Here is a 15,106-nt window from a genome sequence, read left to right on the forward strand (position 1 = left end):
CCCTCCCGCCCTGGCTGCACCTGTTCCACCGGGAGGTGCTCGTCGTCCGGGACGCTGACGGCGGCTACCTGGCCGGCGTGGGCGTCAAACGGCACGACGCGCACGGCCACGAACTTGCGGTGGGGACGGTGCCGGCGGCACGCGGCCGGGGACTCGCCCGCCGGCTGGTGGCGCAGGCCGCCCGGCGGGTGCTCGACGAGGGCGCGGTCCCGACCTACCGGCACGACCCGGCCAACGTCGCCTCCGCCCGGGTCGCGGCGGCGGCCGGCTTCCCCGACCCGGGCTGGCGGTCGTTCGGCGTCTATCCCCCGTGACGCGGCGGCACGCCGCCCCGCCCCGGCGGGACGCGGACCGTGGATCCCGGGCCGAATCCACGGTCCGCCGCTTTCCCCAGGCCCGCCGACTGGTCCTGTTGCTGGTGACGCTACGTACAGGACGCTCCTTCGGCAAGAGGCAACCGCCCGATCAGGAGTGTCCGGTAGTCGACTTGACCTGCGGTGGAAGACCCTGCGAGGTGGACTGGCGATGGTGACGCAGCGTGGCTGCCCGGTCGTGAGCGCAGCGGGGGCCTCGTCGGCCCGGACGCCTGCGCCGCCGCAGGGTCGTCCTCAGTCGGCCAGGCCGAGCACCTCGGCCGCCGCTCGGCCGCTGGCGTGGCTCGCGCCGAAGGTGGTGACGAAGGCGCGTACACCAGCCGGCCGCCACCGGCCCGGCCAGCCCATCTCCACCACCGTGACGGGGTACGCCGCCGCCAGCGCCTCGACCAGCGCCGCGCCGCCGGGCAACCGGTGCAGGTGCCGCCCCACCAGCACGATCGGCTGGCCCCCGGCGAGCCGGCCCAGCTCCGCCGGGTCGGTCTCGGCGGCCACCACCCGCAGCTCCGTCACGCCGGCCAGGTGCGGGCCGAGGCCCCACGGCACCCGGCCGCGGGCCCGGGTGGTGGCGGCGTGCAGCCGCACCACCAACGGCCGGACCAGCCCGCTGACGTCCCCCTCGACGCGCACCGCCCGGCGTGCGGCGGCGTAGCCGAGATCGGTGGTGCCGGCCGGCGTGGTGCCGACGGCCCGGGTCCAGGCGGCGAGCGCGGCGGTCCGACCAGCCGCCTCCTCCACCCGGGACCGGTCCAGCCGGCCGTCCTCGATCGCCTTGACGATCTGCGCGGCCACCTGCTCGACCAGCGTGGCGTCCACCTTCGCGCCGACGCAGAGCAGGTCCGCCCCCGCAGCCAGGGCGCGGACCGCCGCCGGTCCCACCCCGCCGGCGGCCAGCGCCGCGGCCTTCATCTCCAGCGCGTCGGTGATCACCGCGCCGGTGAAGCCGTACTCGCGGCGGAGCAGGTCGACCAGGACGGCCCGGCTGAAGGTGGCCGGTCCGTCCCCGGTCAAAGCCGGCACCCGGATGTGCGCCGTCATCACCGCCCGCGCCCCCGACCCGATCGCCGCCGCGAAGGGCGGCAGGTCCCGGTCGCGCAGCACGGCCGGCGGCACGTCCACCGTGGGCAGCTCGTGGTGCGAGTCGGCGACGGTGGCGCCGTGACCGGGGAAGTGTTTCGCGCAGGCGGCCACCCCGACCGACTGAAGACCCTCGACGGCGGCGGCGGAGTGCGCGGCCACCCGGAAGGGGTCGGCGCCGAACGAGCGGGTGCCGATCACCGGGTTCTCGTCCGCGGTGTTGACGTCCACCGTCGGGGCCAGGTCGACGGTGACCCCGAGGCCGGCCAGTTCCGCGCCGATGGCCGCGTAGACCTGCCGGGTCAGCGCGGGATCGTCCACGGCGCCGAGCGCGGCGTTGCCCGGGTACGGGCTGCCGGTGGCGTGCGCCAGCCGGGTGACGTCACCACCCTCCTCGTCGATCGCGACCAGCACGTCGGCGCGGCCGGCGCGCAGCGCCGCGGTGCTCGCCGCCACCTGCGCCGGGTCGTGGACGTTGGTGCCGAAGAGGGTGTGCCCGGCCAGCCCTTCGGCGACCAGGTCGACGGCCCACCCCGGCGGCACCGGCCCCTGGTACGCGGCCAGCAACGTGCCCAGCGCCAGCCGGCGTAGTCCTGGATCCCGTCCCACTGTGGTGTCTTCCTTCCGTGGGCCGGCGGGTCGAGCAGGCCACCCCGGCACGGCGGGGATCAAATCAGGTCACGCCGGCGGAACGTGGCGAACGCGGCCACCGTCACCGCGCCGGTCAGGGCGAGCAGCACGGCCAGCGCCGGCCCTCCGGTGATCGTGTAGCTCCCGCTGCACAGCCCCTCGCCGCCCGGGCAGATCCGTTCGTCGAAGAACTCGACCCGACCGGTGAGCCAGGCCCCCACGTACGTGGAGAGCATCAGCTGCTCCAGCCGCGCCACATCGAGGATCTCGAAGACGATCCGGGCGCCCAGCTCCCACACCACGGCGTACCCGGCGAACACGCCGAGCGCCGCCGAGGTGTGCCGACCCAGAGTGGCGATGCCGAAGCCCAACGCGGAAGCCAGCAGCACCAGCACCATGCCTCGCCCGTACCCGGTGGCCAGCTCCCGCCAGAACACCCCGTCGAGTTGGCCCGGCAGCCCGGCGGTCTGCCCGATCAGCCAGAAGGCGCCGAGGTAGGCCACCGTGGAGAGCGCCGACAGCACCACCACCACCCCGAGCAGGGTGCCCAGCTTCGTGCCGAGCACGGTGAGCCGGCCCGGCCGCCAGAGCAGCAGGTTGACCACCCCGCCGGAGTTCAGGTCGGCGCCGATGTAGGAGGCGCCCACCAGGAAGCCGAACAGCACCAGGAAGGCGATCAGAAGAAGGGTCAGCGGCTCGGCCTGCTGGGCGAAGACGAACACCCCGGGCAGGTAGTCGGCGATCACCGGCAGCCGCTCCTGCAGCACCGGGTCCAGTTCGCTGCAGTCCCTCGGCAGGTAGACGCTCTCGTCCAGCGGCAACTGGCCCGACTTCACCGCCAGGCAGCGTTGGAATTCGGCCTCCATGCCGCTGATCGCCTGCGCGACCTGCGCCTGGGCCGCGGCGAGTTCGCGTGCCGACGGCTGGTGCGACCCCACCACGGTGGTCGCGGCGGTGATGACGAACGCCAGCGCCAGCAGCACCAGCATCAGTTGGGCGAAACGGCGGGCGGCCAGCCGCTCGACCTCGGCACGGACGAGGTTCACGCGTCCACCCCCCGGTCGCCGGCCACATCGAGATCGATCACCGGGTCGTCGGATTCCTCCCCGGGCAGGGCGGACCCGTCGACCTGCCGCGGTAGCGCCGGATGTGGTGTGGTGCCGGTCAGTTCGAGGAAGACGCTCTCCAGGTCCGGGCGGATCGGGGTCAGCTCGCCGACCCAGAGCCCCTGCTCGCCGAGGGTGCGGGTGATCAGCTCCGGCTCCGCCACCCCGCCGACCGCCAGCAGCCCCTCGTGCACGGTGACGGACATCCCGACCCCCCGCAGCAGCTCCGCCGCCCGATCCGGCTCGGCCACGCGTACCCGGCACTCATGCCGGTCGAAGCCGGCCAGCACCTCTCGTACCGGGCCGGCCGCCACCCGCCGGCCGTGCGAGACGATCGTCACGTGGTCGCAGATCAGCTGGATCTCGGCCAGGATGTGACTGGAGATCAGCACGGTCACCCCGGACGCGGCCAGCGACCGCACGAGATCGCGCATCTCCCGGATGCCCGCCGGGTCCAGCCCGTTCGCCGGTTCGTCCAGGATGAGCAGTTCCGGCTCCTTGAGCAGGGCCGAGGCGACCGCGAGTCGCTGCTTCATGCCGAGCGAGTAGCCCTTGACCCGGTCGTCGCCGCGTTCGCGCAGGCCGACCTGCTCCAGCACCTCGTCGACCCGAACAATGGGCACCCCGCCCGCCACGGCCAGCAGCCGCAACGTGCGGCGACCGGTGAAGTTACCGAAGAACTGCGGGCTCTCCACGATCGCGCCGACCCGCCCGGCCACCCGGGCCAGCCGCTCCGGCGCCGGTTCGCCCAGCACGTTCATCCGGCCGCCATCCGGGCCGACCAGGCCCAGCAGGGCGCGCAGGGTGGTCGTCTTGCCGGACCCGTTGGGGCCCAGGAATCCGTGGACCTGCCCGGCCTCGACCAGCATGTCGAAGCCGTTCACCGCGACCCGGTGTCCTCTCCGTACGCTGCGGAACGTCTTGCGCAGACCCTCGATCTCGATGACCGCGCTCATCCGCGACGGTCCTGACAACGATCGGGCATGGGCCGTCCTCCGGGGGTGGTGACCAACGACACGGCGCCTCACCCTACGGCGGCGGCACCGCCCGTGGGGGGCACCGCGCGGGCCGCGTGGTTGGATGGAGCGGTGACTGGTGACCTGATCCCCGGCGCCCCCGCCGCCCCCCTGCCCGTGGACGCGGATCTGGTGGTCAGCCTCGACGGCGTCGGCGTGAAGCGGGCCGGCACCGCGCTGCTGCACGACGTGGACTGGCGGGTCGAGCTCGACGAACGCTGGGTCGTGCTCGGCCCCAACGGCGCCGGCAAGACCACCCTGCTCAACCTGGCCGCCGGCCGGTTGCACCCGACCACCGGCACGGCCCACGTGCTCGGCGAGCGGATCGGCCGCACCGACGTCAACGAGTTGCGGACCCGCATCGGGCTGTCCACCGCGGCCCTGGCCGAGCGGCTCCCCGCCGACGAGAAGGTCAGCGACGCGGTGGTCACCGCCGCGTGGTCGGTGGTGGGCCGCTGGCGGGAGAGCTACGACCGCACCGACGAGGCGCGGGCCCACGCCCTGCTCGGTCAGCTCGGTGTCGGCCACCTCGCCGACCGTGTGTACGGCACTCTCTCCGAGGGGGAGCGCAAGCGGGTGCAGATCGCCCGCGCCCTGATGACCGACCCGGAGTTGCTGCTGCTCGACGAGCCGGCCGCGGGACTCGACCTGGGCGGCCGGGAGGACCTCGTGGCCCGGCTGGCCGAGCTGGCGTACGACCCGGACGCGCCCGCCCTGGTGCTGGTCACCCACCACGTCGAGGAGATCCCGCCCGGTTTCACCCACGCGCTGCTGCTGCGCGAGGGGGGCGTTGTCGCGCAGGGCCTGCTCGCCGACACGCTCAGCGGTGACAACCTCTCCAAGACCTTCGGCCTGCCGCTGGCTGTCGAGCGGCACGGGGAGCGTTACACGGCCCGCGCGGCCTGAGCGGCGGGCGCCTCGATTCGCACGATCCCCCGCGCAAGGCCACTAGACTCGCGGCGACGTGCAGGTCGGGAGCAGGAGGTCATGGTGCGGCGGACCCGGGTTGTCGTGGTGGGCAGCGCGAACATGGACCTCGTCGGCGCCGGACCGACGCTGCCCCGGCCGGGCGAGACCGTGCTCGGCAGCAACTTCGTCATGATGCCCGGTGGCAAGGGCGCCAACCAGGCGGTCGCCGCGGTGCGGGCGGGCGCCTCCTGTGCGTTTCTGGGCGCGATCGGCTCGGACGCCTTCGGGGTCACCCTCCGGGCCCGGATCACATCCGCCGGGGTGGACACCGGCCAGCTCCGGGTGGTGTACGGCGCATCCGGCGTGGCACTGGTCCTGGTGAACGCCGCCGGTGAGAACTCGATCCTGGTGGTCCCGGGCGCGAACGCCGCGTTCCGTGAGCTCACCGAGGGCGAGTTGGACGCCGTACGCCAGGCCGACGTCCTCGTCACGCAGCTGGAGATCCCGGTCGAGACGGTGACCACGGCGGCGGTGGCGGCCCGGGAGGCGGGCACCCGCGTGATCCTCAACGCGGCGCCGGCCCGGCAGGTGCCGGCCGAGCTGCTGACGGCGGTGGACCTGCTGGTGGTCAACGAGACCGAGGCGCAGACACTCACCGGCCGGGGCCGGGAGCAGCCGGGAGCGCTGCTCGACCTGGTGCCCCGCGCGGTGCTCACCCTGGGCGGCCAGGGTGCCTGGTACGTCGACCGGGACGGCGCCGAGGTGCACGTCCCGGCGGTCGAGGTGGACGTGGTGGACTCCACCGCGGCCGGTGACGCGTTCACCGCCGCCCTGGCGGTGGCGTGGGGCGAGGGCCGCCCGGTGCGCGACGCGGTGCGGTGGGCGGCGGCGGCCGGCGCCGCCTGCGTCCGCAAGCTCGGCGCCTCGGTAGCGCTGCCTCACCGGTCGGAGATCGACGCCCTGTACACCCCGGCCGCCGACTGAGCATCAACGGCGGGTCACTCGGCGGGCTCGTCGCTGATCCGCTCGCCCCGGCGGCGCAGCATGCCGAGACCGGGGATGCCGGCGACGGCGAGCCGCAGGTCGCGGGTGACGTCGAGCAGGTCGTGCAGGTCCGGGCCGACCCGGTCCAGGGTGGCCAGGATCGGCAGGATGTCCGACGTCAGGTGCGCCTTGAGCTTCGGCAGCTCGTCCACCAGCCGGATCGCCGCGGTCACCTCCTCCTGGCTGAGTTCCGCCACGAACCGGCTCGCCATCGGCGCTCCCCGGCGCAGCGCCGGCTCGTACGCGGCCAGCAGGTCCGCCGCCGTGGCGGCGGCGCCCTCGGCGGTGGTGACCGTGTCGGCGGCCCGGCCGGCGACGGCGTCCGCCTCGGCGACCAGCGCGGCGGTGGCCCGGGCGACCCGGTCCACCTCGCCGACCACGGTCGCCGCCGCCGTGGCCACCTCGGTGGCGGTGTCGATCGCGGTCGTCGCGGCGGCGCTGATCACCGCCACCTCCCGCACCGCCGCCTCGGCGTCGGTGAGCACCCGGTCGGTCCGGTCCAGGGTGCCCTCGATCCGGTCCACCACTGCGTTGATCCGTGTCAACAGGGCCTCCACCCCGTCCAGCACGGCGAACACGCGCGCCGGTGCGGCGGCGAACGAGGCGGCCGAACCGAACGCCTGGTCGAGGGCGGAGCGGGTGAGGCCGACGACGCTGCCCGGCCGGGGAAGGGGAATAGCCATGTGACCAGTGTGCGTCCCCGCGGGTAGCGACGGCAGCCGGCCGCCCTGGCAGCCCGCCAGGCCGCCGGCGCCGGGGGCGCTCACTGTTCGGTGTGCTGTTCGACGGCGCGTTGCACGGCCCGGTAGATCTGCCCGAACCGTAACGCGTCCGGGGTGCGCACCAGCATCACCTCGGTGCCGTGGTGCTGCACCCACAGCTCGTGCACCCGGTTGCCGCGTTCGTAGGAGCGGTCCAGCCAGCCCAGTGGCAGCTCCAGGAAGGGGGTCAGCGCCAGCGCCGCGATCGCACAGCCGGCCAGGATGACCAGCACCGCCGTCCAGTTCCCCCGATCCTGCGCCGACCAGAGCAGCGACACGACGCAGACCAGCGCCACCAGCGGCGGCAGCGACAGCAGCAGGACCAGCACGCCTCGGCCCAGCACCCGCCCCCGTACGGCCATCGTCGTCGCGCCCCGCGCGTGCCAGACGTACGTCACGTCGCTGATCCGTACGCTGTGCCCGCCGGCCCGGATCGACTCGGAGGTCACCTGCACCGCGTCGTCCCGGTAATAGAGGGTCATAAATAACCCTAACCATCCGGGGGCAACTTCCGCCCTCTCGGTGCGGCCGTACCCGGGCGGTTCGCCCGCCGGCCCCGCTGTCCGGTCGCGGGGCAACCGCCCGACGCGGTTTCGGCCTACGGGCCGCTGCCCGGCCGCGGGCCGGCGCCCGACGCGCTCTTGCCGCCCGAGGACGGTACGTTCTCCAGCGCCCGTTGCGCCGCCCGGTAGATCTGCCCGAAGCGCAGCGCGTCCCCGGTGCGCAGCAGCAGCACCGGCCGGCCGTGCCAGCGCGCCCACATCTCCAGTTGCCGGCTACCCCGCGCGTACGACCGGTCGAGGAACTCGAAGAGGAAGTCGGCGACCGGGCCGACGGCGAGCCCGACCAGCACGGAGGCGCCCACGATGGCGAGCGTGACGGTGGGGGAGCGGCGTAGCCAGACCGCGACCCCGATGCCGAGCGCGGCGGCGACCAGCGGCCCGGCCAGAGCCGCGCCGATCGCGCCCCGGCCGGCCAGCACCCGCCAGGACCGGCTGCCCCGCCGGTGCCACAGCATGCCGATCTCGGCCACCGGGTAGTCCCGTCCCTCGATCCGGATGGCGGTGGAGGTGACCTGCACCGACCTGTCGTCGTAGTAGGTGATCATGCTTCGGCTCCCGGTGCGGGGGGTGACCTGAGACTATGTACCCCAACGACCGGGCCGTAAGGTTGGCACGCGACTTCGACGAGGAAGTGAGGGCGGCGTGAGCGAGTTCGTGCGGCTGGAGACCAGGGACGGGATCGGCACCATCCGGCTGGAACGGCCGCCGATGAACGCCCTCAACACCCAGGTGCAGGAGGAGTTGCGTGCCGCCGCGGTCGCGGCCACCGCCGACCCCGGTGTCCGCGCGGTGGTCGTGTCCGGCGGGGAGAAGGTCTTCGCCGCCGGCGCGGACATCAAGGAGATGGCCGACATGTCCTACGTGGACATGGCGGCGCGGGCCGCCGACCTGTCCAGCGCCCTCGGCGCGATCGCCCGGATCCCCAAGCCGGTGGTCGCGGCGATCACCGGGTACGCCCTCGGCGGCGGCTGCGAGCTGGCCCTGGCCTGCGACTGGCGGATCGTGGCCGAGGACGCCAAGCTCGGCCAGCCGGAGATCCGGCTCGGCATCATCCCCGGTGCCGGCGGCACCCAGCGGCTGGCCCGCCTGGTCGGCCCGGCCCGGGCAAAGGAGCTGATCATGACGGGCCGGATGGTCGACGCGGCAGAGGCGCTGCGGATCGGCCTGGCCGACCGGGTGGTCCCGGCGGCGCAGGTCCACGACGCGGCGGTCGAGCTGGTCACCCCGTTCCTGACCGGCCCGGCGCAGGCGCTGCGCGCCGCCAAGCTGGCGGTCGACGGTGGCCTGGACATGGATCTCACCTCCGGTCTGGCCTGGGAGAGCCAGCTCTTCGCGGCGCTGTTCGCCACCGACGACCGGCGCGAGGGCATGGCCGCGTTCGTCGAGAAGCGCAAGCCGGACTTCACCGGCCGCTGACCGTTCACATCCCCCGTACCGGCCAGTAGCGTGTGATACCCGGCAGGCGACGAGGGAGTGGTGATGACGGAACGGGTCGAGGGCCACGGCGGAGAACTGGCGCTGGCCGCGCTGCGCGCGCACGGCGTACGGGAGATGTTCACCCTCTCCGGGGGGCACGTCTTCCCGCTCTACGACGCCGCCCACCGTACCGGCTTCCCGATCCACGACGTCCGGCACGAGCAGTCGGCGGTCTTCGCCGCCGAGGCGGTGGCCAAGCTCCAGCGCCGTCCCGGTCTGGCCGTGCTCACCGCCGGCCCCGGCGTCACCAACGGCGTCTCCGGGCTGACCAGCGCGTACTTCAACGCCTCCCCGGTGCTGGTGCTGGGCGGGCGGGCACCACATTTCCGCTGGGGCTCCGGCAGTCTCCAGGAGATGGACCACCTGCCGCTGGTCGCCCCGGTGACCAAGCACGCCGAGACGGTTTTCAGCGCCGACGACATCCCGGGTGCGATCCACGCCGCGCTGGCCGCCGCGCTCACCCCGCACCGCGGTCCCGCCTTCCTCGACTTCCCCCTTGAGGCCGTCTTCTCCGTCGGCGACGCCGAGCTGCCCGAGTTCACCCCGGTCGCCCCGATCGAGGCCGACCCGGACGAGGTCGCGAAGGCCAGCGGCCTGATCGCCGGCGCGCGGCGCCCGGTGATCATCGCCGGTTCCGACGTGTACGCCGGTGACGCCGTCGCCGCTCTGCGAGCGGCCGCCGAGGCGTTGCGGGTGCCGGTCTTCACCAACGGCATGGGCCGTGGCGCCCTGCCGCCGGAGCACCCGCTCGCCTTCGCCAAGGCCCGCCGGGCCGCACTCAAGGGCGCCGACGTGGTCGCGGTGGTCGGCACCCCGCTCGACTTCCGGCTGAGCTTCGGCGACTTCGGCGACGCAGCCGTGGTGCACGTCGTCGACGCCCCCAGCCAGCGCGCCGGGCACGTCCGAACGGCCGCCAGCCCCGCCGGCGACCTGCGGCTCATCCTCACCGCCTTCGCCGACCACGCCGGCGACCGGGCCGACCACGCCGACTGGATCGCCCAGCTCCGGGTCGCCGAGGACGCCGCGAAGGCCCGCGACGCCGAGGAGATGGCCGCCGAGACCGACCCGATCCGCCCGGCCCGGGTCTACGGCGAACTGCGCAAGGTCCTCGCGGCGGACGCGATCACCATCGGCGACGGTGGCGACTTCGTCTCGTACGCCGGTAAGTACCTGGAGCCGGCGCAGCCCGGCACCTGGCTCGACCCCGGCCCGTACGGCTGCCTCGGCACCGGCATGGGCTACGCGATGGGGGCCCGGGTCAGCCACCCGGACCGGCAGATCTGCGTGCTGATGGGCGACGGCGCGGCAGGCTTCTCGCTGATGGACGTCGAGTCCCTGGTCCGGCAGAAACTTCCGGTGGTCGTCGTGGTCGGCAACAACGGCATCTGGGGCCTGGAGAAGCACCCGATGCGCGCCATGTACGGCTACGACGTCGCCGCGGACCTCCAGCCGGAACTGCGCTACGACCGGGTGGTCGAGGCGCTCGGCGGCGCGGGGGAGACGGTGGCCGAGGCCGCTGACCTCGGCCCCGCCCTGGGTCGCGCCTTCGACGCCGGGGTGCCGTACCTGGTCAACGTGCTCACCGACCCGGCCGACGCGTACCCCCGCTCGTCGAACCTGGCGTGAGCCACCAGGCCACCCCGGCGTCGGGGTGGCCGGCTCGGCCGTTCACATAAATCAGCGGAATCATGGCGTCCGCCGTCGTATGGTCGGCTCCGTGCCCGAGGGAGTGTCACACCCATCGGGCAGGGTGGGAGGCCGACCAGCGATGACGGGAGTTTCCGCATGACCTACGCGATCCGTGCCGAAGGGTTGGTGCGCCGGTTCGGTGACACCACCGCCCTGGCCGGAGTCGACCTGGCGGTCCCCACCGGTACGGTCTTCGGCCTGCTCGGGCCCAACGGCGCCGGGAAGACCACGACCGTCCGGGTGCTCGCGACCCTGCTCACCGCCGACGAGGGCCACGCGACCGTCGGCGGCTACGACGTCCGCCGCGACGCGCACCGGGTACGCCAGGTGATCGGCCTCACAGGCCAGTACGCCTCGGTCGACGAGGCCCTCACCGGCACCGAGAACCTGCTGCTCATCGGCCGGCTGCTCGGCCTGACCCGGGCGCAGGCGCGGGCCCGCGCCGCCGAACTGCTCGCCGACTTCCAGCTCTCCGACGCCGCCGGGAGGGCCGCCAAGACCTATTCCGGCGGCATGCGCCGTCGGCTGGACCTGGCGGCCAGCCTGGTCGGCCGGCCACAGGTGCTCTTCCTCGACGAGCCGACCACCGGGCTGGATCCACGCAGCCGTAACGAGCTGTGGGACATCGTCCGCACCCTGGTCGCCGACGGCGTCACGGTGCTGCTCACCACCCAGTACCTGGAGGAGGCCGACCAGCTTGCCCGCGAGATCGCGGTGGTCGACCACGGCCGGGTGATCGCCCAGGGCACGCCGGAGGAGCTGAAGGCGAAGACCGGCGGGCAGGTGCTCACCGTCCGTCCGGTCGACCCGGCCGACCTGCCGACCGTGCTCGCGGTCGCCGGTGAGGTGGCCCGGTCAACGCCCGAGATCGCCCAGACCACGGTCACCGTCCCGGTCAACGACCCGGACGTGCTGCCCACGGTGGTCCGTCGGCTCGACGCCGCCGGCGTGCGGGTGGCCGAGCTGGCGCTGCGCGGCGCCAGCCTGGACGAGGTCTTCCTCTCCCTCACCGGGCACCGGACCGAGGAGGACGCCGACACCGACGCTATGGAAGAGAGCCTGGCATGACCGCCGCCACCGCCACCCTGGCCGCACCGGCTCGCCGTTCCGGCGTCGTCGCCGGGCTGCGTCACACCGCCACCCTGGCCTGGCGAAGCCTGGTGCAGATCAAGCACAACCCGATGGAACTGCTCGACCTGAGCATCCAGCCGGTAATGTTCGTGCTGCTCTTCACGTACGTCTTCGGCACCGCGATCGCCGGCTCGTCCGGCGACTACCTGCGCTTCATGCTGCCCGGCATCATGGTGCAGAATGCTCTCTTCGCCACGATGACCACCGGGTTCGGTCTCAACCAGGATCTGACCAAGGGCGTCTTCGACCGGTTGCGAGCCCTGCCGATCGCCCGCTGGGCGCCGCTGGCCGGGCGTATCCTCGCCGACACGGTGAAGCAGGCCTGGTCGATCGCGCTGCTGCTCGTGGTAGGCATGATCCTCGGTTTCCGGGTCGGCAACGGCCTGCTCGGCGTGCTCGCCGCGTTCGTCCTGCTGCTGGCGTTCACCCTCGCCGCGGCGTGGATCTCGGTGCTGGTCGGGGTGCTGGTCAACGAGCCGGAGAAGGTGCAGATCTTCGGCTTCATGGTGATCTTCCCGCTCACCTTCACCAGCAACATCTTCGTGCCCACCGACCGGATGCCCGGTTGGCTCCAGCACTGGGTGGAGATCAACCCGGTCACCGTCGTCGCGGACGCCCTGCGCGGCCTGCTGGTCGCCGGTCCGGTCGCCGGACCGGTGGCGCAGACCCTACTCTGGGCGGTCGGCCTCGCCGCCGTCTTCGCCCCGCTCGCCGTGCGTGCGCTGCGGCGTCGCGTGTGACCCTGACCGCCTGACCGCCTGACCGCCTGACCGCCTGCCGGCCGGCCTGATGGCAGGCCGGCCCAGCGGGCTGCCGCCGGTGTTCGGGCTGCGGTGTCCCCAGGTTGGTCCGGCGGGTGTCCGGGGCGGGCCGCCGGTGGCCGGGCTGCCGACGTCGGGGTCCGCGCAGAGCGCGTCGTGCCCCGGCGGACACCGGCTCGGGGCGCGGCGGCCCGGTCGATGTCAGACCTCCGGTCGGTCGTCCTCGCGGGGCGGGTCGTCCTCGCGCCGGCGTAGGTCGTCCTCGCGCCGGCGCAGATCCTGCTCCCACCGGCGGAACAGCTCCGCGTCGTCGCGGCGGGACCGCTCGTCAATGGATCTCAGGAACTCGGGGTCGTCGTCTGGGGCCACCGACCGGTGCCGGGCGCGGCCACCCGCCGCCGCGACCGGTCGGCCGGCGAGGAACCAGGCGACCGACCCAACCAGCGGAACGAAGAGGATGAGCGGCACCCAGACGACGCGCGGCAGCGCGCGGACCTGACCCTCCTCGGCGGAGAGGCAACTGATCAGCGCGCAGACCGCGAGCACGGTTGTTGCCAGGAAGAGCAGGATGGACAGCCGGGCCATGCCCCCATGATGGCGCACGTCGGTGCATTCACCACACGCCGCGCAATACCAGGGGTACCGACAGCAGCGCCAACCCGGCGGTGGACAGCGCGATCGACGGCAGAGCGCGAGTGCCGGCGCGCACTGGCCCGCGCCCGGCGGCCCGCCCCCAGAGCGCGACGAGCGCCCCGGCCCAGAGCAGCACCACGGCCGCGCCGAGCAGCGCCCCGGGGACGCCGCGGGTCAGGGCCAGCCGGAGCGCCAGCACTGCCACCACGGTCAGCGCCAGGGCGGTGCGCCGCCAGGCCAGTCGGGTGCGCTCGGGTTGCAGCCCCGGATCCCGGGTCATCGGCCGCCGAAGCCCATCACCAGCACCGCCCCCACCAGCAGCAGCGCCCCGAGTCCCACGAGCAGGGCCAGCACGGCCGGGAAACGGGACACGGGCAGCTCCTCGCCGAGCCGGATGGCCCGCTCGATACGCGCCCAGCGGTCCACGGCCCGGATCGCGACAGTGCCGCCGAGCAGCAGCAGCACGACGGCGATCACCTCCCTCAGGTGTCGCAGCGGTAGCGGCGGCAGGAACTGGGCGGCGGCGAGCCCGCCGGCGATCAGTGCCAGCCCGGTACGCAGCCAGGCCAGGAAGGTCCTTTCGTTCGCCAGGGAGAAGCGGTAGTCGGGGGTGCTGCCCACGCTCTTGATCTCCGACGGGTCGAACCACCGCCTGATCACCTCTCGCACGGCGTCGATTATCCGCTTCGCGATGGGCATAGCCTGGATGGATGACCGATCTTGACGCCACCACGCTGCGCGAGGCGTACGACAGTCAACTCCGTCCGGAGATCCCCGACCCGGTGCCCACCGGGGTGACCGTCGAGCGGGACGGGCCGCTGGTCCGGATCCTCGGCCTGGACCATCGGGGCTTCCTCACGTACCGCACCCTGGACGGGCTCGCCGGCACGGAACTGGACGCGCTGATCGCCCGCCAGGTCGAGTTCTTCCGCCGGCGCGGGGAGGGGGTGGAGTGGAAACTCAACGCCCACGACGAGCCGGCCGACCTGGCCGACCGGCTGCGGGCCGCCGGTTTCGTGCCGGAGGACCGGGAGACCGTCCTGGTCGGACCGGTCGCGCCGCTGGCGGCGGCCGTCCCGGTCCTCCCCGAGGGGGTACGCCTGCGCGAGGTCACCTCCCGTGAGGATCTGGAGCGGATCGCCGCGATGGAGGAGCAGGTCTGGCGCGCGGACCGCAGCCACCTCGTCACCGGCCTGGCGAAGGAGATCGCCGCCGACCCGCAGTCGATCACGGTGGTGGTGGCGGAGGCCGACGGTGTCGTGGTCAGTGCCGCGTGGATCCGCTACGTGGCGAACACCGGCTTCGCCGGCCTCTGGGGCGGCTCCACGTTGCAACGGTGGCGGCGCCGGGGCATCTACCGGGCGCTGGTGACGTACCGGGCACGCCTGGCCGGTCAGCGCGGAAAGACGTTGCTCCAGGTGGACGCGTCGGAGGACAGCCGGCCGATTCTCCAGCGGCTCGGTTTCGTCCCGGTCACCACCACCACCCCGTACGTCTACACTCCGTGATGATGGAACAGCGGCTGACGGACGAGGAGTTGTCGATCCTCAAGACGGGTGCCTTCGGCGCGGTTTTCCTGGTGTCGAACGCCGATTCGGGGATCTTCGCCATGATCCGGGAGAGCTTCGCGGCCTCCGGTGTGCTGGGCGAGGCCAGCGGGGTTCTGCGGCAGGCACTCACCACCGGGCCGCTGCCCCGGCTGCCCCAGGGTTCGACCCCAGCGGTCGAGGTGGCGGTGCTTCCCGCCCTGAGTCGGGCGGTCGAGGTGCTGCGCGTGAAGTCACCCGAGGAAGTGGCGGTTTACCGGGAGGTGGTGCTCGCCGCCGCCGCTCGGGTGGCGCGGGCGCACGGGGGAGTCACGCCGGGCGAGGCGGCCGCGATCGAGCGAATCAGAAAAGCCCTCACCACTCCCTCCTGACCTTGCCCACACCGGGCC

General features: G+C 73.6%; 18 protein-coding genes. 9 read left to right on the plus strand and 9 right to left on the minus strand.

The genetic code is table 11. The features are described 5' to 3' along the window. The coding region (locus E1193_RS22260) for a GNAT family N-acetyltransferase (RefSeq protein WP_132185127.1) at positions 1 to 314 on the plus strand (314 nt) is incomplete at its 5' end. A 294-nt stretch (positions 315 to 608) separates the two neighbouring features. On the opposite strand, the gene E1193_RS22265 is transcribed toward E1193_RS22260, so the two are convergent. Genes E1193_RS22265 through E1193_RS22275 form a run of 3 tightly spaced genes read right to left on the minus strand, consistent with a single transcriptional unit; the run spans position 609 to position 4,143 of the window. Beyond that, the gene (locus E1193_RS22265; protein ID WP_132185128.1) at positions 609 to 2,060 is read right to left on the minus strand and encodes a glycoside hydrolase family 3 N-terminal domain-containing protein; all 1,452 of its coding nucleotides are present in this window, start codon (positions 2,058 to 2,060) and stop codon (positions 609 to 611) included. A gap of 59 nt (positions 2,061 to 2,119) precedes the next feature. Further along, the gene (locus tag E1193_RS22270) at positions 2,120 to 3,127 is read right to left on the minus strand and encodes an ABC transporter permease subunit (RefSeq protein ID WP_132185129.1); all 1,008 of its coding nucleotides are present in this window, start codon (positions 3,125 to 3,127) and stop codon (positions 2,120 to 2,122) included. Continuing rightward, positions 3,124 to 4,143 carry an ATP-binding cassette domain-containing protein gene (locus tag E1193_RS22275; RefSeq protein WP_132185130.1) on the minus strand — a complete coding sequence of 340 codons (1,020 nt, stop codon included), beginning with the start codon at positions 4,141 to 4,143 and terminating at the stop codon, positions 3,124 to 3,126. The genes E1193_RS22270 and E1193_RS22275 overlap by 4 nt, the downstream gene beginning before the upstream one ends. A 132-nt stretch (positions 4,144 to 4,275) precedes the next feature. On the opposite strand from E1193_RS22275, the gene E1193_RS22280 reads away from it, so the two are divergent. Continuing rightward, on the plus strand, positions 4,276 to 5,109 hold the full coding sequence (locus tag E1193_RS22280) for an ABC transporter ATP-binding protein (protein WP_132185131.1): 834 nt from the start codon (positions 4,276 to 4,278) through the stop codon (positions 5,107 to 5,109). Positions 5,110 to 5,193: 84 nt separating this feature from the next. Beyond that, the gene (locus E1193_RS22285; RefSeq protein WP_132185144.1) at positions 5,194 to 6,096 is read left to right on the plus strand and encodes a ribokinase; all 903 of its coding nucleotides are present in this window, start codon (positions 5,194 to 5,196) and stop codon (positions 6,094 to 6,096) included. A gap of 14 nt (positions 6,097 to 6,110) precedes the next feature. Here the strand turns inward: E1193_RS22285 and E1193_RS22290 are convergent, their stop codons facing one another. The 3 genes from E1193_RS22290 to E1193_RS22300 form a co-directional block, all read right to left on the minus strand. Then, entirely contained in the window at positions 6,111 to 6,839 is a 729-nt protein-coding gene (locus E1193_RS22290; protein WP_132185132.1) for a hypothetical protein, read from the minus strand. An 80-nt stretch (positions 6,840 to 6,919) separates the two neighbouring features. Continuing rightward, positions 6,920 to 7,399 (minus strand): DUF6232 family protein, encoded by a 480-nt coding sequence (locus E1193_RS22295; RefSeq protein WP_132185133.1) that lies wholly within the window; start codon positions 7,397 to 7,399, stop codon positions 6,920 to 6,922. A 116-nt stretch (positions 7,400 to 7,515) separates the two neighbouring features. Then, entirely contained in the window at positions 7,516 to 8,025 is a 510-nt protein-coding gene (locus E1193_RS22300) for a DUF6232 family protein (RefSeq protein ID WP_132185134.1), read from the minus strand. Positions 8,026 to 8,122: 97 nt separating this feature from the next. Between E1193_RS22300 and E1193_RS22305 the strand changes: the two genes are divergently transcribed. The 4 genes from E1193_RS22305 (at position 8,123) to E1193_RS22320 (ending at position 12,516) form a co-directional block, all read left to right on the plus strand. Next, on the plus strand, positions 8,123 to 8,896 hold the full coding sequence (locus E1193_RS22305) for an enoyl-CoA hydratase-related protein (RefSeq protein WP_132185135.1): 774 nt from the start codon (positions 8,123 to 8,125) through the stop codon (positions 8,894 to 8,896). Positions 8,897 to 8,959: 63 nt separating this feature from the next. Further along, complete coding sequence (locus E1193_RS22310) at positions 8,960 to 10,582, plus strand: acetolactate synthase (protein WP_132185136.1); 1,623 nt, start codon at positions 8,960 to 8,962, stop codon at positions 10,580 to 10,582. A gap of 159 nt (positions 10,583 to 10,741) precedes the next feature. Further along, complete coding sequence (locus tag E1193_RS22315) at positions 10,742 to 11,713, plus strand: ATP-binding cassette domain-containing protein (RefSeq protein WP_132185137.1); 972 nt, start codon at positions 10,742 to 10,744, stop codon at positions 11,711 to 11,713. Then, positions 11,710 to 12,516 (plus strand): ABC transporter permease, encoded by an 807-nt coding sequence (locus tag E1193_RS22320; RefSeq protein WP_132185138.1) that lies wholly within the window; start codon positions 11,710 to 11,712, stop codon positions 12,514 to 12,516. The genes E1193_RS22315 and E1193_RS22320 overlap by 4 nt, the downstream gene beginning before the upstream one ends. A gap of 222 nt (positions 12,517 to 12,738) precedes the next feature. Here E1193_RS22320 and E1193_RS22325 read toward each other — a convergent pair whose 3' ends face one another. From E1193_RS22325 to E1193_RS22335, 3 genes are read right to left on the minus strand one after another with little or no spacing between them, the layout of a single operon-like run. Beyond that, entirely contained in the window at positions 12,739 to 13,122 is a 384-nt protein-coding gene (locus E1193_RS22325; RefSeq protein WP_132185139.1) for a PLD nuclease N-terminal domain-containing protein, read from the minus strand. 28 nt (positions 13,123 to 13,150) lie between these two features. Further along, a complete protein-coding gene (locus tag E1193_RS22330; RefSeq protein ID WP_132185140.1) occupies positions 13,151 to 13,450 on the minus strand; it encodes a DUF202 domain-containing protein in 300 nt (99 codons plus the stop codon). Then, entirely contained in the window at positions 13,447 to 13,839 is a 393-nt protein-coding gene (locus E1193_RS22335; protein WP_132185141.1) for a DUF202 domain-containing protein, read from the minus strand. Before E1193_RS22335 ends, E1193_RS22330 begins: the two co-directional genes overlap by 4 nt. Positions 13,840 to 13,880: 41 nt before the next feature. Between E1193_RS22335 and E1193_RS22340 the strand changes: the two genes are divergently transcribed. Beyond that, positions 13,881 to 14,678, plus strand: a complete 798-nt coding sequence (locus tag E1193_RS22340; protein WP_132185142.1) for a GNAT family N-acetyltransferase — start codon at positions 13,881 to 13,883, stop codon at positions 14,676 to 14,678. Next, a complete protein-coding gene (locus tag E1193_RS22345; protein WP_207922805.1) occupies positions 14,675 to 15,088 on the plus strand; it encodes a hypothetical protein in 414 nt (137 codons plus the stop codon). The genes E1193_RS22340 and E1193_RS22345 overlap by 4 nt, the downstream gene beginning before the upstream one ends. Positions 15,089 to 15,106: the final 18 nt, after the last annotated feature.

The organism is Micromonospora sp. KC606, assembly GCF_004348675.1.
Taxonomy (GTDB): domain Bacteria; phylum Actinomycetota; class Actinomycetes; order Mycobacteriales; family Micromonosporaceae; genus Micromonospora.